This is a genomic window from Deinococcus detaillensis, assembly GCF_007280555.1.
Taxonomy (GTDB): Bacteria; Deinococcota; Deinococci; order Deinococcales; family Deinococcaceae; genus Deinococcus; species Deinococcus detaillensis.
The window spans coordinates 1-20442 of sequence record NZ_VKDB01000011.1; the positions used below are offsets into that span (position 1 = coordinate 1).

Annotated in this window: 17 protein-coding genes and 1 pseudogene; 7 read left to right on the plus strand and 11 right to left on the minus strand. The window is 62.6% G+C overall.

Features of this window, described 5'->3' with window-relative positions; translation table 11 throughout:
• The 3 genes and pseudogenes from FNU79_RS19120 to FNU79_RS10770 form a co-directional block, all read left to right on the plus strand.
• Nucleotides 1-338, plus strand: a pseudogene (locus FNU79_RS19120) (VWA domain-containing protein); the annotation flags it as partial.
• Between the two features lie 52 nt (nucleotides 339-390).
• Nucleotides 391-1563, plus strand: coding sequence for a vWA domain-containing protein (locus tag FNU79_RS10765; protein ID WP_143720859.1), 1173 nt, complete (start codon nucleotides 391-393; stop codon nucleotides 1561-1563).
• Nucleotides 1560-2336 carry a DUF2259 domain-containing protein gene (locus FNU79_RS10770; RefSeq protein ID WP_143720860.1) on the plus strand — a complete coding sequence of 259 codons (777 nt, stop codon included), beginning with the start codon at nucleotides 1560-1562 and terminating at the stop codon, nucleotides 2334-2336. Before FNU79_RS10765 ends, FNU79_RS10770 begins: the two co-directional genes overlap by 4 nt.
• Nucleotides 2337-2352: 16 nt before the next feature.
• Here FNU79_RS10770 and FNU79_RS10775 read toward each other — a convergent pair whose 3' ends face one another.
• Complete coding sequence (locus FNU79_RS10775; protein ID WP_143720861.1) at nucleotides 2353-4806, minus strand: BTAD domain-containing putative transcriptional regulator; 2454 nt, start codon at nucleotides 4804-4806, stop codon at nucleotides 2353-2355.
• Between the two features lie 268 nt (nucleotides 4807-5074).
• On the opposite strand from FNU79_RS10775, the gene FNU79_RS10780 reads away from it, so the two are divergent.
• The gene (locus FNU79_RS10780; protein WP_143720862.1) at nucleotides 5075-6217 is read left to right on the plus strand and encodes an ABC transporter substrate-binding protein; all 1143 of its coding nucleotides are present in this window, start codon (nucleotides 5075-5077) and stop codon (nucleotides 6215-6217) included.
• Between the two features lie 97 nt (nucleotides 6218-6314).
• Here the strand turns inward: FNU79_RS10780 and FNU79_RS10785 are convergent, their stop codons facing one another.
• From FNU79_RS10785 to FNU79_RS10795, 3 genes are read right to left on the minus strand one after another with little or no spacing between them, the layout of a single operon-like run.
• Nucleotides 6315-6869, minus strand: a complete 555-nt coding sequence (locus FNU79_RS10785) for a hypothetical protein (protein WP_143720863.1) — start codon at nucleotides 6867-6869, stop codon at nucleotides 6315-6317.
• A gap of 16 nt (nucleotides 6870-6885) precedes the next feature.
• The gene (locus FNU79_RS10790) at nucleotides 6886-7815 is read right to left on the minus strand and encodes a pseudouridine-5'-phosphate glycosidase (protein ID WP_143720864.1); all 930 of its coding nucleotides are present in this window, start codon (nucleotides 7813-7815) and stop codon (nucleotides 6886-6888) included.
• Between the two features lie 4 nt (nucleotides 7816-7819).
• Nucleotides 7820-8818: a carbohydrate kinase family protein gene (locus FNU79_RS10795; RefSeq protein ID WP_143720865.1), complete on the minus strand. Its 999-nt coding sequence runs from the start codon at nucleotides 8816-8818 to the stop codon at nucleotides 7820-7822.
• A gap of 104 nt (nucleotides 8819-8922) precedes the next feature.
• On the opposite strand from FNU79_RS10795, the gene ruvB reads away from it, so the two are divergent.
• Nucleotides 8923-9930, plus strand: coding sequence for a Holliday junction branch migration DNA helicase RuvB (gene ruvB / locus FNU79_RS10800; protein ID WP_143720866.1), 1008 nt, complete (start codon nucleotides 8923-8925; stop codon nucleotides 9928-9930).
• A 70-nt stretch (nucleotides 9931-10000) separates the two neighbouring features.
• Entirely contained in the window at nucleotides 10001-10810 is an 810-nt protein-coding gene (locus tag FNU79_RS10805; protein ID WP_143720867.1) for a hypothetical protein, read from the plus strand.
• A 10-nt stretch (nucleotides 10811-10820) separates the two neighbouring features.
• Here the strand turns inward: FNU79_RS10805 and FNU79_RS10810 are convergent, their stop codons facing one another.
• The 4 genes from FNU79_RS10810 to FNU79_RS10825 form a co-directional block, all read right to left on the minus strand.
• Entirely contained in the window at nucleotides 10821-11444 is a 624-nt protein-coding gene (locus tag FNU79_RS10810) for a rhomboid family intramembrane serine protease (protein WP_143720868.1), read from the minus strand.
• Nucleotides 11444-12397 (minus strand): PEGA domain-containing protein, encoded by a 954-nt coding sequence (locus tag FNU79_RS10815; protein WP_143720869.1) that lies wholly within the window; start codon nucleotides 12395-12397, stop codon nucleotides 11444-11446. Before FNU79_RS10815 ends, FNU79_RS10810 begins: the two co-directional genes overlap by 1 nt.
• A gap of 96 nt (nucleotides 12398-12493) precedes the next feature.
• Nucleotides 12494-13009, minus strand: coding sequence for an HD-GYP domain-containing protein (locus FNU79_RS10820; RefSeq protein WP_143720870.1), 516 nt, complete (start codon nucleotides 13007-13009; stop codon nucleotides 12494-12496).
• A 100-nt stretch (nucleotides 13010-13109) separates the two neighbouring features.
• The gene (locus FNU79_RS10825; protein WP_143720871.1) at nucleotides 13110-13802 is read right to left on the minus strand and encodes a hypothetical protein; all 693 of its coding nucleotides are present in this window, start codon (nucleotides 13800-13802) and stop codon (nucleotides 13110-13112) included.
• A gap of 67 nt (nucleotides 13803-13869) precedes the next feature.
• On the opposite strand from FNU79_RS10825, the gene FNU79_RS10830 reads away from it, so the two are divergent.
• Nucleotides 13870-14553 (plus strand): hypothetical protein, encoded by a 684-nt coding sequence (locus FNU79_RS10830; protein WP_225430019.1) that lies wholly within the window; start codon nucleotides 13870-13872, stop codon nucleotides 14551-14553.
• A 65-nt stretch (nucleotides 14554-14618) separates the two neighbouring features.
• Here FNU79_RS10830 and FNU79_RS19125 read toward each other — a convergent pair whose 3' ends face one another.
• The 3 genes from FNU79_RS19125 to FNU79_RS10845 form a co-directional block, all read right to left on the minus strand.
• Entirely contained in the window at nucleotides 14619-15431 is an 813-nt protein-coding gene (locus FNU79_RS19125) for a flagellar biosynthesis protein FlhF (protein WP_185974684.1), read from the minus strand.
• A 7-nt stretch (nucleotides 15432-15438) separates the two neighbouring features.
• Entirely contained in the window at nucleotides 15439-17205 is a 1767-nt protein-coding gene (hflX, locus tag FNU79_RS10840; protein WP_185974686.1) for a GTPase HflX, read from the minus strand.
• A 317-nt stretch (nucleotides 17206-17522) separates the two neighbouring features.
• Nucleotides 17523-20300: a sensor domain-containing protein gene (locus FNU79_RS10845; RefSeq protein WP_143720872.1), complete on the minus strand. Its 2778-nt coding sequence runs from the start codon at nucleotides 20298-20300 to the stop codon at nucleotides 17523-17525.
• Nucleotides 20301-20442 lie beyond the last annotated feature (142 nt).

The window sequence follows — 20442 nt, forward strand, 5'->3', positions numbered from 1 at the left end:
TGCGCTACTCCAGCGAAAAGGCCAATCCCAACCCCACCCTGACCAGCGTTCCTATTACCCTGACCGCCGTGAAGTACGGGCTCTCGGCTCCTTCCAGCGCCAAAGCAGGCAGCAGTATTCAGGTCAAGTGGACGGGGCCGAATAATCCTGGCGATTACGTCACGGTGGTGCCCAGAGGCACGCCTGTCGGACAATACAAGGATTACTTCTACACCAGAAATGGCAATCCCGGCACGCTCAAAATTCCTGCACAGCCGGGCAGCTACGAAATCCGCTATTCCAGCGAGAAGGCCAGTCCCAATCCCACGCTGAGCACCATTCCCATCGAAGTGCGCTGAACGCGTCAGCACCCCACATCCAAAGTAAGCGGCCCAAGACAGGAGGAACACCATGTCCAGACCGGAGATTCTTGTTCTGACGCTGGCTCTGGGGACATCGGCAGCTGCCGCCCAGAGCGTCACGAATGTCCAACTGATCTTGGACGCCTCGGGCAGTATGCTCGGCAAATTGCCGGACGGTCAGACCCGCATCGCCTCGGCCAAGAGCACGCTCACGCAGTTTTTAAGTGGCCTCAACGCCGATTCCGGCTTGAATGTCGGGATGCGGATTTACGGCGCAGGCCTCAAAGCGGGCCAGCAGTGCGAAGACTCGGTACTCGTGACGCCAATGAAGGGCTTTGACAAAACGGCCCTGCAAGTGCAGGTGAGCGCCGCCAAACCTAAAGGTGCTACTCCGATTGTGTATTCGCTGATGCAAGCGGCTGCCGATTTTCCAAAAGACAACAGCCAAAAAGTCATTGTGCTGGTGACAGACGGTGAAGAATCCTGCGGCGGCAAGCTCAATGATGCCGTGGCCCTCTTCAAAAAACTGGGTATTGAAGTAGATATCCGCATCATTGGCATAGATCTGAATGCAAAAGCCCGCAAGAGTTTTGAAGGCGTGGGAATTTTTGAAAATACCCGCAGCGGTGCGGAGTTGGGCGCGGCGCTCAGTCGGGCGACGGCCAGCGCTCAAACCGGAAGATATGGAGTGTCAGCGGCCAAAACAGCCACTGCAGGTGACACCATTGAAGTGAAATGGACGGGGCCGAATAATCCTAGAGATTACATCACCGTGGTCAAAAAGGGCGAGGCAGAAGGCAAACCCAGTGGCAAATCTGTACTGACCAAAGACGGCAATCCGGCCAAACTGCTGCTGCCACCACAAGCGGGTGAGTATGAACTTCGTTACTCCAATTTCAACGCTCTCCCCAATCCTACCCTTGCCAGCTCGCCCATTACACTCAAACCAGCGACGTATGGATTATCGGCCCCCAGCAGTGCCAAGGCGGGCAGCACCATCGAAGTGAAGTGGACGGGGCCGAACAATCCCAGAGACTATGTCACCGTGGTCAAAAAGGGCGAGAGAGAAGGTCAGTACAGCGGCAAATCCGCATTGACCAGAGATGGCAATCCTCTCAAGCTCAAATTGCCCGATCAGCCGGGAACATACGAACTCCGTTATTCCAATTTCAACACTATTCCCAATCCCACGTTGTTCAGCGTCGTCATTGAGGTGAAATGATGAAACGCCTTCTGACGCTGCTCCTCTGCGCACTGCTGGGTCAGGCCGCCGCTGACCGCGCCGCGCCAGAGTTTTACGGCTTTTCGCCGGATGGACGCTACGCAGCTCTTGCTCAGCACGGCATTCAGGAGGGCAGCGGCTTTGCTTACACCGAACTCTGGGTGGTGGACAGTGCCAAGAATACCTTGCTGGAGCGCTTTTATAAGCAAACTGAACAGGACGACGGTGTAGGGCGGGCCGGGTTACTGAATATGCAGCAGGTCTATGCTCAAGCTGCGCCGATCCTCAACCGCCTCGGCATCAGCGATTTGCGGCGCGGTAGTGTGATTTGGAAGCGCACGCCGCCCAACTTGCGTCCGCAGCCAAGCGGCCCCGATGTCTTTCCCGCCGAAATGCCGGGCAGGCCAAATATGCCGCCCCCTCAAAACTATCCGGTGGAGGTGGGAGGAGCGCTGTGGCTGTTTCATCTCTGGCAACTTCCTTTTGGCCCGAGTCAAGCTTGTCCGCCTGCTGGCGAAGTTTCAGGCTTCTCACGTGGACTGAAACTCACGGTCACGTCTAGATCCAAGCCCAATACCGAAGTCACCACTACGCTGCAAGAAGACGCGCGTGTGCCCACCAGCCGCCGCTGCGCCTTTCATTACGATCTGGCGGAAGTGAGGGTGCAGGGCAACTTTATGGCCGTCACGGTGGCGATGTACCGCGATTCAGGATTTGAGGCCACGACCGATATTCGTTACCTCCTTGTCACGGGGCGCAGGCCAGACCGATGAACGGCCAACCCAAACCTCATTTCTCAGGGGAGAGCTGCTTAACTAAAGCGCGGCGCAGTGTGGGCGGCAACCCTTGACCGGCCCGCGCCGCCGCCTTCAGGTACAGCTGCCACGTCTGGGTGCTGCCCTCCAAGCGGTTCAGGAGACGTGCGGCGTGCAGCGCATACAAAAACGGTTCGCGGGCGAGGCGGCGCAGCACTGAGCGCTTCACGGGCCGCTGTTCGCGCCAAGCCAGCTGGCAGCGAATCAGTTCCAGGCGGGCCAAGCGGTTGGGAGTGCGGGCCAGTTGTCCAGAAGTGTTGAATTGGCTGAGTGCCTCCAGGTGGCGGCGGATCTGCTCAGGAGCAGTGAGAAAGAGCGCCGCGTCTAAGCGGCCTTCCACCAGCAGTTCCTGATAGCTGGCCGCTTCAGCTTGTGCCAGGAGCGCCAAAAGTGGCTGTTGATCTTGATATTGCAGAATGCTCAAAATCCCCAAATGGAGTGCCACCTGTTGCCCGATGCGGTCAAGCTGTCCGGCGGGAACAGTCGCCAGCCGCGCTTCTAAGCGCTGCCGGGCCGCGCCGAGAGCGCCGCAGTGCCACTCAACTTCTGCCAACACCAGATCGGGCAGGGCCGCGTGGGCAGCGTCGGGAATGGGCAGGTCTTGCAAATCTTGGGCGGTGTTCCACGCCAAGCCCAGTGCGCCGCGCCGTAGGTGCAAGGTGGCGAGATTGCGGTAAGCCATGTGGAGGCTGGGAATGTGGTTCAGTTCCCGCGCCAAGCTGAGCGTTTCTTGGTTGCCGCTGATGGCGGCTGTGGTATCACCCAACTTTTCAGCGGTCACGGCGAGGTTCAGCACGATGCCGAGGGCGCTCGGCAATTGGCCCAGCGAGCGGGCCAGACTCAGGGCGTCTTCCAGGGTGTGGCGGGCTTCGACCAGACGTTCTTCTTGACCGTAGACTGCACCCAGATTGCCCAGAAAGCGGACCTTCAGTTCGGGCGGCGGTTGACATGCCAAGCCCGCTTGATAAGCGGCGCGGGCCTCAGCGTAGCGCCCTGCTCTTAAGCGTAAGTTGCCACGGAGCAGATGCAGGCGGCAGCGTAAATTGAGATCCACCGTGATGTTGGCTCGCTCTAAGCGCTCCACGACGCCGAGCGCCGCGTTGATGGAGAGGTCGGCTTGGCTGAGTTCACCGCGCAGCAGCTTGGCGGTGGCGGTACTCAGGTGAGCGGTCAGCAGCGCCGCGTCGCTTTGCCACCGCTGGGCATACGCATGGAGGGCCTGTGCGTTTTGTTCTAAGCCCGGCGCGTCGGCGAGCAGTTCTTGAAGTCCGGCCAGCTCACTCAGCAGTGGCAAGCGGGCTTCGTCGTCGAGCAAGCTCAGCGCCTGCGTGTAGTGCTGCCGCGCCGCCGCATAAGCACCGATGCGCTGGGCTTGTTGTGCTGCGCGGGTGAGGCTCTGAGCGGCTTGATCGCAGCGGCCCGCTGCTTGCCAGTGCTGAGCGATCAGCGCCCAAAAGGTGTGAAGAGGCGTTCCCACTGGGCGTTCATTCAATTCGCTGAGCCAGTGGGCCAGACGGCCCTGCCAAAGGGTTGCCAGCGGCGGTGAGAGAGGAGGTACAGCCTCAAGTTCCGTTGAGTTGTGTTCTGCTCCAGACAGCCACTGCGCCACTTCGAGTTCGGGCAGGCCCACCACTTTGCTCCACAGCGCGGCGCTGCCCGGAGAAAGTTCGGGAGGCAGCAAGCGGCGGGCTTGGGCCAGCAACTCAGCGTAGTCCTGCTCGGTTCCCAGCAGCGCGGTAGTGCGTGGGTGCAGCTCGCTGCCCAATGATTTCAGTTCACGTTTGAGCGCGTTGTACACGGCGCTGGCCTGATCACGCCGCCCACTTTGCACATACAAACTCATCAGGCGTTGGGCAGCGTCTTCGTCTGAGGGATCATCGTTGAGGAGGGCCTTAAGGTAAAGCTCCGCGTCCTCCACTTTGCCTGCTTGGGCACAGTAAGCGGCCTGGGCACGCCGAGCGCGTTGCAGCAGTTCTGACAATCGGCGGCGTTCGTCTTGCTGCCACGCTTCCAGGTCGGGTAATTCGGTGGCGTCCAGCGGCAAAAAGGGAGCGGTAGCCAGCGCCAGGGCTGCGCTGTGATCGGCGCTCCCTAGGGGTTGCTTGCTCAGCGTGTTCACCAAGCCCTCAAACTCGGCGGTATCGATCTTGGCCTTGACATGGACGCCGCTGCCCTGATCCCAGAGCCACTCGCCAGCACCTGGCAATCGCCGCAGGCTGCCCAGGGCTTGGCGCAGATTATGAGGGCGTCCACTGGGCCAGAACAGCCGCATCAACTCGCTCCTGGCCGTCTCCCGCCCAAGGTGAGCCAAATACGCCAACAGCAAGCGCGTTTTGCCGCGCACCCGCAGCACTTCACCGCCGTAAGCGAAATGGGGTGAGCCGAACAGCCGCACGCTGAGCATGAAGGTATTATGCCCCGGTTTCATAAAGATAACGCTCAGATGAAATAATCAACAGGGAAGGAGGGTTGGTTAGGCTGAAGTCAAAGCTGGCCTCGCCCGTTATTGTGCAAGAAAAAATTCTTGTCCAGCACAGTATCCAGCAGCGTAACCCAGGCATTTGACAGCGCCCTCGGCGGCGTGCCACCATAGCTGACCCACATCGTTTAACGTCGCCGTTTTTCAGGCACAGCTTGTCCCACCATTGTTTTGGCACTTTCTGGGACGCGGCGACTTTTTGAATCGGAGGTTCATTATGAAGCAATTACGCTCTTTTGGTATCGCTCTTCTCGGTATTTCGCTGCTCGGTATGGCGGCCGCCGACAAAGTGGTCAGCATCGGCTACAGCGGCCCGCTTTCCGGCGGCGCGGCGTTTTACGGCAAAGACGTGCAGTCGGGCCTCGATATGGCCATTGACGAACTCAACAAATCGGGCGGCGTGACCGTTAAAGGCGAGAAAGTCACCTTCAAGTTGGTGGCCCTCGACGACAAGTACCTGCCCAACGAAACCGCCACCAACGTCAAGCGACTGACCTCACAGGGCATCGATGTCATCTTTGTGCCGCACGCTGGCGGCATTTTGACGGTGCAGGCCTTCAACACCCGTGATCCGCAGTTTTTGTTGGCGGCCTACTCTTCTGAACCCAAGATTTTGGAAGCCAACAACCCACTGACCTTCATGTTGCCGCCGCGCTACGACGTGTACGTCGCGCCGTTCGTGCAAAAGGAAATCACCACCTTCGGCAAGAAGTTGGGCATGGTCGGTACCACCTCGGCTTACGGCAAGGCTTGGGGCGATGTGGTGTCGGCAGAGTGGAAAAAGCAGGGCGGCACCATCGGCACCAACAACGGCGTGGACTACGGCACCACCGTGGACTATTCCAGCGCCGTGACCAAAGCGCTTTCCGAGAAACCCGACGTGCTGTTTATCGGCGGGCCGTCGCAGCCCACCGCCTTGGTGGTCAAAGCGGCCCGTGAGCAAGGCTTTAAAGGCGGATTCATCGTCATGGATCAGGCCAAGTTCGAGCAGATGAGCCAAATCGTGCCGCAGAGTTACCTCAACGGCGCGGTGGGCGTGCTGCCGGTGGCCGAGTTCCCCGGCACTCAGGTGTTCAGCGCTCAGTATCAGCGCCTCTACAAAAAAATCCCCACCAGCGAGGCGGCCCTCAACTACATGGGCATGAACGTGATCGCCAAAGCGATGGAACTGGCCGGAACCACCGAAGATCCAATGGCGATCCGTGCCAAGCTAGGGCAGGCCGCCACCTCGCTGCCGCGCAACAAAACCGTCTACAGCCTCAAGAGTGTCACGCCCCAGGGCCACATGGACGCCGACGTGCTGGCCGGATTTATTCAGGACGGCAAATACACCCGCCTGCGCCTGACCAGCCTCAAGTAAATTCTCCTCAAATGCGTCCTCCACCCCTTAACGGCGGTGGGGGCGCTTTGTTTATGCGCTTTTCTCGCTAACCACCTTTTACGGCCCGTTTCCTTTTCTAGTGGCACTGGTTGACGGCTGTAGCTGCCGCGCCAAAGCCCTGCGCTTCAAAGGTGTAGTTCAGCGGTTCAGTCAGCACGCCGGTTTTGAGTGGTTTGAGCTGAAGACGCAGCGTTTTGCCTGCCGTCAATCCGGCGGCGATGGCCGCGTTGGCCGCTGGATCGAGGAACGTGAACGCCGACAGATCCAGTTTGCCCGCCACTTCATACGAGCGCAGCGTTTTGACTGCCAGCGGCCCAGCGCTGCCGACTTGATACATCACTCGGTACAGCTTGTCCAAGTCGTTGCGCTGACCCTTGTCAAACAAGGCATATTTGCTGCTGAGGCTGGCCAAATAGCCGCCACCGATGCAGCGCAAACTCAAATAGCTCTTGCTGGTGTCGGTGTACCGCTCGTCCAGATAAATGACGCTGTTGTTTTGTTTCTTGGCGTCTTGAGAAACCTCATACGACACTTTGCTGTCCGGCACCCGCACTTCGGCGGCGAGGCCGGTGGTCAAAAGAGCTGCCGTCAAACTGGATGTGGCGAGCAGCAAAGAATGTGAAGGAGACATGGGGCAGTTTAGAGGATTACCCCAAGTCTTGGAGTTCGCAGGCGATCTGGGCGGCCACCACCGCGTTGTTTTTGACGAGGGCGATATTGGCCGTTAAGCTGCGCCCACCGGTGATCTCCACGATTCTGCCCAGCAAATAAGGCGTGGTGTCTTTGCCTTTGATGCCCTGCGCCGCCATGTCCGAGAGCGCTTGCTCAATGACGGGGGCAATTTCGGCGTGAGGGATTTCGGCTTCGAGTGGAATCGGGTTGGCGATCAGTGCGCCGCCTGCGGACTGGCCCGGCAGAGCCAGCGACCACTGGGCATGCAGGGCGCGGGCCACTTCTGCGGCGTCCTTGGCCATCAGCGGCGCGGCGTAGCCCGATTCACGACTGTAAAAAGCTGGAAAGGCCGGCACACCGTAGCTGATCACCGGCACACCCTGCGTCTCCAGGTATTCCAGCGTCAGGCCGATGTCCAGAATGCTCTTGACTCCGGCACTCACCACCGCGACGGGCGTGCGGGAGAGTTCGGTCAGGTCGGCGCTGATGTCGTAGCTCTGCTCGGCTCCCCGGTGAACGCCGCCGGTACCGCCAGTGGCAAACACCCGGATGCCAGCCAGCGCGGCGATCCGCATGGTGGTGGCCACCGTCGTGGCTCCGTGCCCGCCCGAGGCCACCGTGAACGGCAGATCGCGCACGCTGATCTTCTGCACGGTTTTGTCTGTGCCTAAAATCTCCAATTCTTCATCGTTGAGGCCCGCTTTGAGTCGCCCGCCGATGACGGCGATGGTGGCCGGCACGGCTCCAGCGAGGCGAATCAGGCTCTCGACCTCGCGGGCGGTTTCTACATTCTGTGGGTAGGGCATGCCGTGGCTGATGATGGTGCTTTCCAAGGCCACCAGTGGGCGACCATCATAAATGGCCTGAGCCACTTCCGGCGTGAAATCGAGGAGAGGGTGAGACATACCTTTAAGGTAACGTGTTTGAAGCGGCGTCAAGCGTGGGCCGCTCAAGATGGGCTTCTAACAGAGCGGGTGACAGACCAGCCCGAACTGCGCCGGGCGCTTCGATGGTCAGCGCGGCGCACAGGTGAGCCTGAGCCAGCGCGGCGGGCCAGGTCAGGCCATGCCACAAACCCGCCAGCAGTCCTGAGAGCAGAGCGTCACCCGCTCCAGTCACGTCCAGCACCTCAGCCTGGCGGGCGGGTGTACACAGCAGTTCGCCGCCCACCAACAAGCTGCCGCGTTTGCCCAGCGTCAGCAGCACCCACTCGGCTCCCCGTTGCCGGAGCTGCTGAGCGGCGTCAATCAAGGCGCTGTCACCTTCGAGTTCGGCCAAGTCCATTCCACTCAGCGCCGCCAGCTCGGCCCGATCAGGGCTCAGCAGCCAGACGGGGCGGGCGGGGGAGAGGAGCGGGCGCAGCCGCTCCGCTTTGGGAGCGCTGACCGGCTCGAGCGCTACCGGCAGGCCGCGCAGGGCAGCTTCGTCCAGCAAAAAGGCCACCACGTCCGGCGGCAAATTGGCGTCCACGATCAGGGCGCTGGCTCCCGTCAGCGGCTCGGCCCACCCGCTGACATCGGCGGCGCTGAGCTGAGCGGTCAGGGCCATGCTGCTCAGGCCCGCGTGCAACTCGCCGCTTTCTTCCAGCACCGCCGTATAACTTCCGGTGGGGCCGCTGCGCCGCAGCACACCTGAGACGTCTACACCGCTTTGCTCGGTGAGGCTGAGCAGGCCAGTGCCGAACAGATCGTCGCCCACCACGCCTAGGAGCTTGGTCGGCACACCGAGTTGCGCCAGATTCTGCGCCAAGTTGCGGCCTACCCCGCCCGCCGAAAACGTCGTGTGGGCCGGATTGCTGGTGCCGAGGCGCAGCGGCGCGTGTGAGCGGCTGAGAATGTCGGTGTTGAGGCCGCCCGCCACCACGAGGGGGCCACCGGACGAAATGAAGGCTGGAGGTTGACGCGGCATGGGCCTCAGCTTAGCGCCGCCGAACCGTGTTGCTCTGGCTTCTTGTCCAGCCGCAATACCTCTAGGCTATTTCGTAAAGAGCAGAATTGCGTTACACTGAGGGCATGTCCCAGCCCGAAGGCAACAACGACGCCGCCCTGCGGCCCAAGACCCTCAGCGAATATGTCGGCCAAGTCAAACTCAAAGACAAGCTCAGCGTGTATTTGCAGGCCGCCCGTAACCGCCGCGAAGCGCTGGATCATACGCTGCTGTTCGGGCCGCCTGGACTCGGCAAGACCACGCTGGCGCACATCATCGCCCACGAGCTCGGCGTCAATATCCGCGTGACCTCTGGCCCGGCCATCGAAAAGCCCGGCGACCTCGCGGCCATCCTCACCAACAGCCTCGAAGAAGGCGACGTGTTGTTCATTGACGAAATTCACCGGCTGGGCCGCATTGCCGAAGAGCACCTGTATCCGGCGATGGAAGATTACAAACTCGACATCGTGCTGGGACAAGGCCCCGCCGCCCGCACCATCGAGCTGCCGCTGCCGCGCTTTACTTTGGTCGGCGCGACCACCCGCCCCGGCTTGATCAGCGCCCCGATGCGCTCACGCTTTGGCATCATCGAGCATTTGGAGTACTACACCCCCCAAGAAATCGCCCTCAACTTGCTGAGAGACGCCCGCTTGATGGGGTTCGGTTTAGCGGACGAGGCGGCCTTAGAAATCGGCGCACGTTCACGCGGTACCATGCGGATCGCCAAGCGGCTGCTGCGGCGGGTGCGCGACTACGCCGAAGTGGCGGGCGAAAGTGTCATCGGCATGGAGCGCACCTACAGCGCCCTTGAAAAGCTGGGCTTAGACACGGCGGGGCTGGATGACCGCGATAAGAAATACCTCGAAACCCTGATTCACCGCTTTGCGGGCGGGCCGGTGGGCGTCGATACGCTCGCCACCGCCATCAGCGAGGACGGCCTGACGCTCGAAGACGTCTACGAGCCGTACCTCATTCAGCTCGGGTTCATCAAGCGCACGCCGAGGGGACGGGTCGCCACCGCGCACGCCTATCAGCATTTGGGCTTGCCGGTGGTGGGCCACCCAGACGACGATTTGCCGCTGTTTATTAACTGAAAGCCGATGTTTGAACACTGAAGGCGGCCCCCAGTTGTGTTGGTGGGCCGCTTCCTTTCATACTGGTTTCATGACTTCCAACTTGAACCGCACACGGCTCTTTACGGCGCTCGGCTTGGCGGCACTGGCTTCCAGCAGTTTAGCGGGTGGCGGTTCCCCGTTGCTCTCATATACTCGTATCTTGGTGACGTGGAACACCCAGCTCTTTCCGCAGGCCGGATCTCTCAAGCTCGTCGCAGGTGAGGCCCGCCGCGAAGAACCCAGCTTTTTTGCGCCGACACATTTTCGTCTGCTGCTGCAAGCCGCGCCCTCGGCCTACGGCATAGAGACTGAACTCAACATTTATCCGCTCGCGGATCTGCTGCATCAGTACCCTGAAACAACGGACGGCAGCGTGCGGCAGCAAATCCAAAAGCTGCGCTCGCTGATCGCTAAGCCTGCCACGCTCAACACGGCTGACGTCTTTCATTTACCGGCGGTGGAAGTCGTCAACAGTTCGCTGACGGTGGCGAGCGCACGCAAGAGCCTCAGCACGGCCAGCCTCAGCGGAGTGCGCTATCTCGGTACCTTTTCGCAGGACGTGAGCCGCTTTGCCAATACTGACGTGCGCTACTTGTTTCAGGGCCTCAGCCGCGACGGTCAGTACCTAATTACGCTCAACGCTTCGTTCGCTGGCAACAAGCTGCCCAGCCGTAGCGCATTGGAAGCGCAAGGCTATGACGTGGCCCCGCAACCCAACGGCACCGCCGCCGACCAAGCCCGCTACGAGCGTGCGGTGAAAGCTTACTTTCAGCAGACGGCCCAAATTCTGAGCGAGAGCGGTACTGCGCCCGAGGTGCGGCGCTTAGATCAGCTGGTGCTGTCGTTGAAGTTCAACTAAACTTCCCGCCCTAAAACCGTGCGGCTGAGCGTCCCGTCTGCCCGGTGCGGCGCGGCGTCAGCCACCTTGAGGCCAGCACGCCCGCCAAAAAGCCGAACAAATGGCTTTCCCAGGAAATGTGCGGGTCACGCGGCAGCACGCCCCACAGCGCTCCGCCGTAGAGCAGCAGAGCCAGCGCCGCCGTGAGAATGGAAACGGGGCGGCGGTCGTGCCAAGCGCTGGCCAGCAGCAGCCCAAAGTAACCGAACACCAGTTCGCTGGCCCCCAGATGGTCGCCGCCGCGTGCCAGCAGCCACACCAGCAGGCCGCCCACCACCACAATGATCAGGGTGGACAGCAAAAACCGGCCCACTCCGCGCAGCGCCGTCAGGAAGGCCAGTACCGCCAGCGGCAGCGTGTTGCTGATCAGGTGGGTAAAGTCGCCATGCAAAAACGGAGCGGTGAAAATATGACTCAGGCTGCTGAGATGACGTGGCTCGATGCCGTAAGCGTTCAGCGAGCCGCCGAAAATGAGTTGATCCACGATTTCTTGTAGCCAAATGATGCCGATCAGTGCCGCCGTAACGCCGCCCGCGCCGCGCAGTTGGTTTCGGGTGGCCAGCCGCAATTGCTCAGACTTGACGGGTTTGTCCATCACTGGCTCTGGCAACTCAGTTGCTCACCCTCCGGCTGACATGAGACGTTCAGGGTTTGCTTGCCGCTCAGCGTGACGCCTAGCCAGGCGGCTTTGAGTCCCGCACTCAGCGGCGTGATGGTCAGATCGTAGTCTCCGGCGGGGAGGTCGGCGCTCAGCGGTGTCGCGCCGCGCAGTTCGCCGTTCTTACCCAACACCTGCACCCGCGCCGCCATGCTGCTGCTGACGCTCAGGCGGCCTTTCGGCGGGCTGTAGCGCAGCGCTGCCTTGACTTGCAGCGTCTGGTCGGCGGGCACCTGCACCGTTTTGGTCAGCGATTCAAAGTTGGTGCGCTCCAGCCGCAAAGTCGCGCTGCCTGCTGGTACGTCGCTCAAAGTCAGTGGGGTGGTGCCCCGGTAAGTGCCGTCAAGATAAACGCTCACTTCGGAAGGATCGGTCAGCACCTTGAGGCTGCCGTAATCGCCGACCCGGTAGACTTGCGTCACCACATTCCAACTGTTGCTGGGCAACTCCGCCGCCGCCAATTTGACCGTCTCGGCCAGCTTGTTCACGCTGCTGCCGAGGACTGGGAAGGTCAGCGGGCGTGGGCTGCCCACCACGAAGACCTGGGTGTAGCCGGTCACGGGCGGCAAGTTGAAGAGCGCCGTTTGCTGAGCCGGCTGGACACTGGGCGTCAGCAGCTGCGCGGCGGCTTGCTTGGGGAGCAGCAGCGCGTAAAGATAAGTCGGAGCTTGCGTGCCCGCCACTTGCACACTGAGCTGCACCGGCCCGGGGCGGCGGTAATGTCCGTCTGAAACTTTGGAGCCGTTGTCTATTAAACGCGCCGACAAGGCGAGATCGGAGCCGAAGCGGGTTTGCAGCGGGGCGGGCACGCAAGCGGTGAGCAGCAGCGGCAGTGTCAGGAGTGGCAAGGTCAACAATGGGGTCAGCAGCGAGAAGGAGGAGCGCTTCATAGCCTCAGTGTAGAGAGGTGCGGTCGGGGAAACGTCACCCGAAAGTCAAACTCAGTGCGGCGTCGAGGGTGAGAAAGACTCAGTGGTGCGCCGTTCTCACTCCGTCCCGTCATGAGCGCCCAGCTGCAAATAAGCGTTCACCACTTCGGGATCAAAGGCCAGTCCGCGCTCCCATACCAAACGCTGCGCCCGCACGTCCGGCGGCAGGTGGCCCCAGTGGTCTAGGGCATTGGCCACCGCCAGCACGCGGGCGAGGCGTGAAATGGCCGGGCCGCGCAGCCCGCACGGAAAGCCGCGTCCGTCCCAGCGCTCGTGGTGCTGGCGAACGGCGTCTAAAGTGCCGCTGGGCAGGTCTTGGCCGATCAGCAGATCAGCGCCCACCCTTGGATGCGCTCTGGCGTCACCGCCCGGCGGGATCAGCGAGCGCCCGATGTCGTGCAGCAGTGCGGCTCTGCTCAGCGCTTCCAGCTCTGGGCCGCTCAGGTCAAGTATCTTGCCCAAGTTCAGCGCCAAGTCCCGCACCCGCTCAGGATGTCCGGCGCGGACAAAACTGGCTTCACGCCGCGCCAGCGCCCGCGAGCCTTGCCAAACGATCAATTGACGAGAAAGCATAAGCGCAGTTAAGCGTTCGCTGCTGATGCGGCTCTTTCTGATGATGAACTGCTGCTCATCTAGACAGCATGACGCTCTCAATCAGCTTCGGAGGCGGGCTTCAAGTCAGGGGCAGCGGCCATTCCGCTTGAATGTGCCAGTGGGTGTCCTCAGCGGGTTTGACACACAGCGCCAAGCTGGCGACTTCAAGGCGTTCAAAAGGCCGCGTGAGCGCTTCGAGCCGCTCCCGTAAGCCGTCTGGGTCGTGGCCGCCGTAAGGCTGAACCAAAGTGAAGTGCGGCTGGTAGGTGTCTAAGCCCCTCGGTGTGCGGAGAAGCTGCATTCTGGCAACCTCGAAGGGCCGCTGCCATTTGCCCGCCGCCACTTCCGCGTCAAACGGTGAGGCGGTCACGAAGGGCGCGAGCCGTGCGGAAAGCAGGGTGTGCAGCATCAGAAAAGCGGGGGACGCTTCAAAGCGCTGCACCCAAACGCGCCCGTCTTCCCAGACTGCGAGGTGGCCGCCTCCAAGCGTCAAGTCCGCGCCCGGCGAGGAGCAGCCCAAACACAACCTGGCCTCTTGCTCAATGGCGCTCAGTCTGTCGGGATCGGTGTAAAAGCCTTCCACCACCGTCAGGTGAAAGCCGTAGGGCGCGGCGCTCTCTTGCCATTCGGGGCGCAGAAACTCGGGCAGCGGCAGCACCTGCTGGGCGCGGACATCGTAGCCCAGAAGCTGGCTGCCGAGTTGATAAAACGGGCTGCTGGCGGGCGGCACCAGATAAACGGCAAAGCGGGCGGCGTCGGGGAAGTCGGTCATGGTTTAGCTTGACACGGCAAAGTCAGATCTGCTTAAGACCAGTGCTGGAAGCGTTACACTGCGGCGCGTGAACTTAGCCGACTTCGGGCACTGGTCAGACGCGCAGCAACTCCGTGAACTGCAAACGGCGGTTCCGGCGCAGGGGCAGCATGCTCAGGCGGCAGCGCTGGCCCTGCGTGCGGGCGTGCCGGACGCGGCGCTGCGCTGGGCCTTGATGGCCGGTGAGCGGCAACTGGCAGCGGCAGCAGCGCTGCGGCTCGGCCAAACCGCGCAGGCTTTAGAACTGATCGCCCCGCTGCCGCCCACCGCCCGCCGCGCCGTGCTGCTGGCCCGCGCCCACGCGCTCGACGGTCAAACAGAGCTGAGTTGGGCCGAGCAAGCCCGTCAGCAGGCCCGCTCCGAGGGAGACGCTTCCGCGCTGGTGGCCGCCGTGACCTTGCTGGGCGAATTGCAACTGGCCCAGCCTTACGCCGCCCTCAGAACACTGGCCGAGGGGCTGAAAGTGGCGGAACTGGTGGGCGGTGCTGCCGACGCGCACTTGCTGGCGGTGCTGGCCTACGCTCAGCGGTTGGTGGGCGGTTCTGGCAGCACGGCCAAAGCCGAGCGCACCGCCCACAAAGCCTTGGAGCGCTCCACGCCGCGCAGTCCGGCCCGAATCTGGGCGCTGCTGGCACTGGACCTTGTGTCCGAAGCGCAAGCCGAAAGGGAAGCCGGGCAATTGGGAGCGGCGTGGTGGCCGCGCTCAAGTTGAAGCGGCAAAACGAAGCGGCGCACCTTAAATTTTGGTGCGCCGCTCTGGTCGTAGAAAACTGAAAGTTACTTATCTAATGGGTCAGGGTTGCGCTCGGCCCGTTCGCCTTCGGTCAAGGTAATCGGGTGGCGGCGCATCTTGTCGCGTTCGGCTTCGTCACCGACGCCGCTGTAGTCCTTGCGGTCCGGCAGTTCTTTGCCCAAATCGGTCATCACGGCTTCACCGTCTGGGCCGTCCGGTTTCACCGGTGCAGTGGGCTGTTGGTCGTCGTTCATTCTGGCTTCCTCCTTGGCCCGCCAAATCCGCGAGGCGGCAGTGGAAGGCGCGGTGACGGACGGGGTGGCTGAACGCTCCACGAACTGCGGGGCGTTGCCGCTGGCGGCGGGCTGAACTGGCGCAGACGGCTGCGGGCTGGGGCGCGGCGCGTCTGAAGGCGGCACCGGATGAGCCGCGCTCTGGCCCAAGTCGGGCAAGTCGCCGAGGTTGGGTTCCGAGCCGTCACTGGCCGCAGTCTTCGTGAGGAACACCGGATTGGCGGAGACGATCTCCAGCACCTCGGCCGTGCGGGTGCGGGCCGCCGCCGCCTGAACCGCCTCGCTGTGGGTTTGTTCCTCTTCCGCTTCACCGAGTTCGAGGATGAGTTGCTCGCGGCTGGCGATTTCTTCGTTGAGCCGCTCCACATCGCCCCTCAGCTCATCCAGCACGCCCTGATCGGCGTCGGCATGGTAAGCGCGGCCCAAACGGGCATACAGGCCGTCGAGTTCGCGGGCAAGCTGGTAGATTTCTACGCGCAGCTTGGCGCTCTGGGCCACTTCTTCGCCCCGCCGCTGCACCTTTTCGGCTCCGCGTTTTACAGAATTGAAGATGTTATCAAGCATATGTGCTTCAGTCTGTACTGACCCAGGGGATATTGGGTGAAGGACGGCTGAGCGCGGCCTTCACGTTCTCGCGCTCCAGGCGGGCGGCTTCTTCGGCGTCTTCGCGGCGCACTTGCAAGTCTTCCAGCGTTTGAGACAGCACGTTTTTGAGTTGCCCCAAACCCTGACCGCTGTGGGCGCTGATCGGCACGCCGCCGAGTCTGGCCCGCTCGTGTTCCAGCGTCTCGGCGTCGGCCTGATCGGCTTTGTTGAGGGCCACCACCGTCGGCAGGTCGCCGATCTCCAAGTCTTGCAAAATGCGCGTGACGGCGGCGTGGCGGGCCTCGGCTCCCGGCGCGGCAGCGTCCACCACATGCAGCAAGATGTCTGCATCGCCGATTTCTTCCAAGGTAGCCCGGAAGGCGCGGGTCAAATCGGTGGGCAGATCACGGATAAAGCCCACCGTGTCTGTAAAGACCACCGGCCCGACGCCTTCCAGAAAGCCCTGACGGCTGGTGGGGCGCAGCGTGGCAAACAGTTTGTTCTCGGCCAGCACCTTGCGCGGCTCCTCGGCGGCGTGGGTAAAGGCGTTGAGCAAAGTGGACTTGCCCGCGTTGGTGTAGCCGACGATGCTGATGACTGGCACGTCGTTGCGGCCACGCTGCTTGCGGCGTTCTTCGCGCCGAACCGCGACTTCCTTGAGCTGGTTTTCCAGGAACGACAGCCGGTCGTTGATCCGGCGGCGGTCAAGCTCCAGCTTGGTTTCGCCGGGGCCGCGTGTGCCGATGGCTCCGCCCGCTGCCGAGCCGCCCGAGGCCCCGATGCGCGAGAGCCGGGTGCCCGCGCCCAACAGACGCGGCTTCATGTAGCGCAGTTGGGCCAGTTCGACTTGCAGGCGCGACTCCACGCCCTGCGCGTGCAGCGCAAAAATATCGAGGATCAGTTGGGTGCGGTCGAGCACTTTGAGGCCAGTGGCTTCCTCGATTTCACGGGCCTGCGCCGCGCCGAGTTCCTGGCCGAAGATCAGCAGTTCGGCGTCCTCGTGGTAAGCCTTGCTGGTCAATTCTTCCAGCTTGCCCGCGCCGATCAGCGTGCCGGGCTTGAGGTGCCGTCTGAAAATCAGTTCGCGGTAGACCACCTCGGCCCCGGCGGTGCGGGCGAGCTCGCCAAGCTCGGCGAGGCGCTCCTCGGCGTCCACTTCGCCCTGATCGATTTGCACCAAGATGGCCCGTTCGCGGCCTTTTTTGGCTTCGCGGGTGCGCTGGGAGCGGGCAATTTCTTCTTCGAGGGCGCTGACCTGCGCCGCGAGGTCGAAATTCTCCATCTCGGCGGGGCTGGCCGGCGGATACACGCGCCAGTCTTCTTCCTCACCCACCGTGCCGGGTGGGGTCAGGTGGGCCAGATGCACGTTGCCGGGCAGGCCGTCTGGACGCACCTCAATGGCCGCCACCGCGTCGAGGCGGCTCAGAAACAGCGCCGAGAGGTCGCCTTTGCTCAGGCCGCCGCCTTTGGGGTGGGTGTGCAGCAAATGAAAGCCCGACAAGCGGGTTTCGCCTTTGCGCAGCGGCGGCAGCTCGGCAGCCTTGGCATCGGCCACCGACACGCTGATGACCCGTCCGCGCCGGTCAATCAGCACGCTGATCTCACGCCGGATTTCCTGCGAGAGTTCGCTGAGGTTGCGGGCCAGCTCCGGGCTGGTGACGCTGCCGGGCGCGAGGCGGCGGCGGTACAAGTTGCTGAGGCTCTTTTGCTGGCCGGTTTTGAGGCCGGATAGATTACCGTGGACTTTCTCTATGTTGATTCACTTCCTTGTGGGGTGAGCAGGAATGGAAAGCGCCCGCCTGAATAAAGGCAAAAGCGCGAACTGAAAACGTGCCTGTAGGTTAGCGCAGGGGAGCGAAGTCAATCGTAAGAAGGGCTTGTGGGGCAAGAGGCGTGCGGTTTGTTTTTTTTCCGAGCAGCTCCGTGTGCCCGCCAAATTCAGTTCCAGATCATGCCCTTACTATCGCTCCCGCTCGGCCCCGCCGCATCCGCCGAATGGCCTGCTGAGGTATCCAGCGACCAAAAAAGTTGGCCCACGCTTTCACACGGGCCACATGGAGCAAACCTTCCTCAGTCCAGCACCTGCGTTGCCAGCCAGCGCTCGAATTCAGCCAGCGCCATCGGCGGCGAGTAGAAAAAGCCTTGAGCAGCGTGGCAACCAGCTTTTTCCAGAATCTTGGCTTGGGCCTGCGTTTCCACACCCACCGCGATGACTTCCAAGCTCAGTTTGCGGGCCAAGTCCACCGTGCCTTCCAAGAGAGCCAGGTGGCGTGGGCCGCTGAGCAAATTGGCCACGAACGAGGGGTGTAGCTTGACGCCGCTGAGCGGAAAGCGCTCCAGGGCAGTCAGGCTCGACGCGCCGTCACCGAAATCGTCGACCCAGATGTGCGCTCCGTGCTGGCGTAGCTCGGCGAGGGCCGCGCTGGTGTGGGCGGCGGCTTTGCTGTGCAGCGCCGAGGCGGAGTCCGGTTGAATCAGGCTGCTGGCGCTGAGTTCGAGGTCTAAGCCGCCGACTTCGCGCACCTGTTGCCCGAACTCGCTCAGCACGTCTTCGTCGAGCAGCTCGGCGGCGCTGAAGTTGATGGCAAGGCGGAGTTTGGGGTGCGGGCCTTGCCAGCGCTGCCGCTGGGCGCTGACCTCGGCCACCACCCAGCGCCCCAGGGCGGGCAACATCCCGGTGCGTGAGGCCAGCGGCAAAAACTGAGCGGGCGAGAGCAGGCCGCGTGTGGGGTGCTTCCAGCGCAGCAACACCTCCGCGCCCTGCACCCTGCCGCCGTGCAAATTGATGACCGGCTGAAACAAGAGGGTCATCTGTGAGGGCAGTGCGCCGCGCAGGTCGTGTTCGAGTTCGAGCAGGCCCGCTTCGGCGCTCATCATCTCGGGCCGGTAGGACTGCCGCCCGGCGCGGCCCGTGCGCCTGGCCGAGAGCAGCGCGGTGCGGGCATGTTCGAGGAGTTGTTCGGCGGTGTCCGCGCCGCAGGCCACGCCCACGCTGGCGCTGATGCGCATCTCGCGCCCGCCGACCCTCAGCGGCATGGTCAGGAGGTGCTGCACTTCGTCGGCCAGCACTAGGGCCGAAGCGCTTTCTATTTCCGGCAGCACCAGCGCGAAGTGTTCGCCTTCCAAGCGGGCCACTTGAGCGTCTTTGCGCCAGTGGTGCAGCCTCGCGGCGACCTGAATCAGCAAGTGATCGCCCGCTGAGCGCCCCAAAGCCGACTGCAACACCCCGAAGTCGTCCACGCTGAGGCTGAGGACGCAAAGCTGTTTGTGGGCTTGCTGGACGAGTTTGGCCCGCAGGCCCGGCCAGTTGGGCAGGCCGGTGAGCGGATCGTGGGCCGCGTCGTGCTTGAGGCGGTCTTCGAGGTTTTTGAGGGTGGTGACGTCGTGCAAATACAGCGCCAGCGGCTCGTTGCGTTGCGGCGCACCTTCGCCCGTACTCAGCCGTGCGCCGGTGATTTGCAGCGAGCGGCGCAGGCCGTCCGAGCGGGTCAGCACTGCCGAAAGAACTCCGCCGTCTAGGCTGGCCTGGGTGGTCAGCGTGACTGTCGAAAGCGGCGTGAGATCGGGGCGCGAGAGCTGCACATTGAGCGCTTTGAGGAGCCGGCCCAGCGGCACGCCGCCCGGCACACTTAGGGCGCTGCGCTCGACGCCCAGCAAGGTGGCGGCGGCTTCGCTGGCCAGCCAGACCGGGCGCTCACCGCTGTCGTCCGCCGCGCCGAGCAGCAAGGTGGCCTGCGGGCTATGGGCGATCACGCCGCTGAGCAGGCGGTGCTGGGCGCTGTCCATTTCTTGGCGTTCGTGAAAATGAAACTCGGCCACCACCAGCGCTTCACCTTCCGTGAACAGAGGCTCAGGCGTGGCGGCGTCTTCGGGCGGCGCGTCGTCATTGCCGAGGGCGTCTTCCAATTGATCGCCGCAGTACAGCGAAATGATGGCCCGCTCGCCGCCCAAAACTTGCAAGGTGCACTCAAAGCGCTGCTGAGGCTGCGAGAGCGCTTCGGTGAGCGCTTCGGTGAGCTGGCGCTCGACTTCTGCGGGGTCATGCCAAATCGGCCATTGCCACAGCAAGGCGTTTTGCGGGTCAGCCGTACCCGGCAAGCTGCGGCGTAGCGACTCACTGCGCTCCAGCACTTCGCCGCTGCTGCTCAGTACAGCGGTGGGCAACCGGGCACCCAACAGCAGCGCATTGATCCGTGCCGAGAGCGCGATCTCCTGCGTGATGTCGTACATCGTCCACAGCACGCCCGCCGCCGCGCCGCCGTAATAAGGCCGCATCTGTGAGCGCAGCCAAAAGCCGCGCCCGCCAGGCGAGCCGGGCAGCCACTCGCGCTCCTGATAAGCCGCCCGCCCCGCCGCCACTTGCCGCAGCAGCAGCGATGTGTGGCTGCGTGCCGGAAAAACCGCGTCAAAACTCTGGCCGAGCACCTGCGCGGCGCTGAGATGATGAAGCTCCAAGAATCTGCGGCTGACTTGCTGAAACACCAAATCGCCGCTGAGCCAAGCCGCGCCTTCGGGCAACTGGGTAATCAGCACGTTGGCCTCGCGCTGGCTGCTGTCGCTGCGGGCAGCCGAAAGCAGCATGGTCAGCAGCTGCACGGTGCTTTCCGGCACCGCCTGCTGCGACCACATCAGGCCCAGCAGTGCGCCGTCACGGGTGAGCCAGGTTAACTCGCCGCTGTCAAACCACTCGTCGGGCGGCGTGAGGTCGCGCACCAGCAGCGGCGACGTATCGGCGCTCATCAGCAGGGTCTGGCTGCCCAAGCTGGCCAGCAAGGTGCAGTCGGGAGCGTGGCTTCGCAGCAGTTCTCTGAGGGTATTTGGCAACGTAGTGTCTACGGTTAAAGTCATGGATGAGTCAACCTCTCTGCTCTGTATTCTCCTCAGTTTGTCTTACAAGCCCCATGCAAATGCACGTTTTCAAGCAGTTGTGTGCAGGGGGGGCTAGGGGGGATAGACAACTGAGCACCCACTGAAAACGATGACCGGTGGT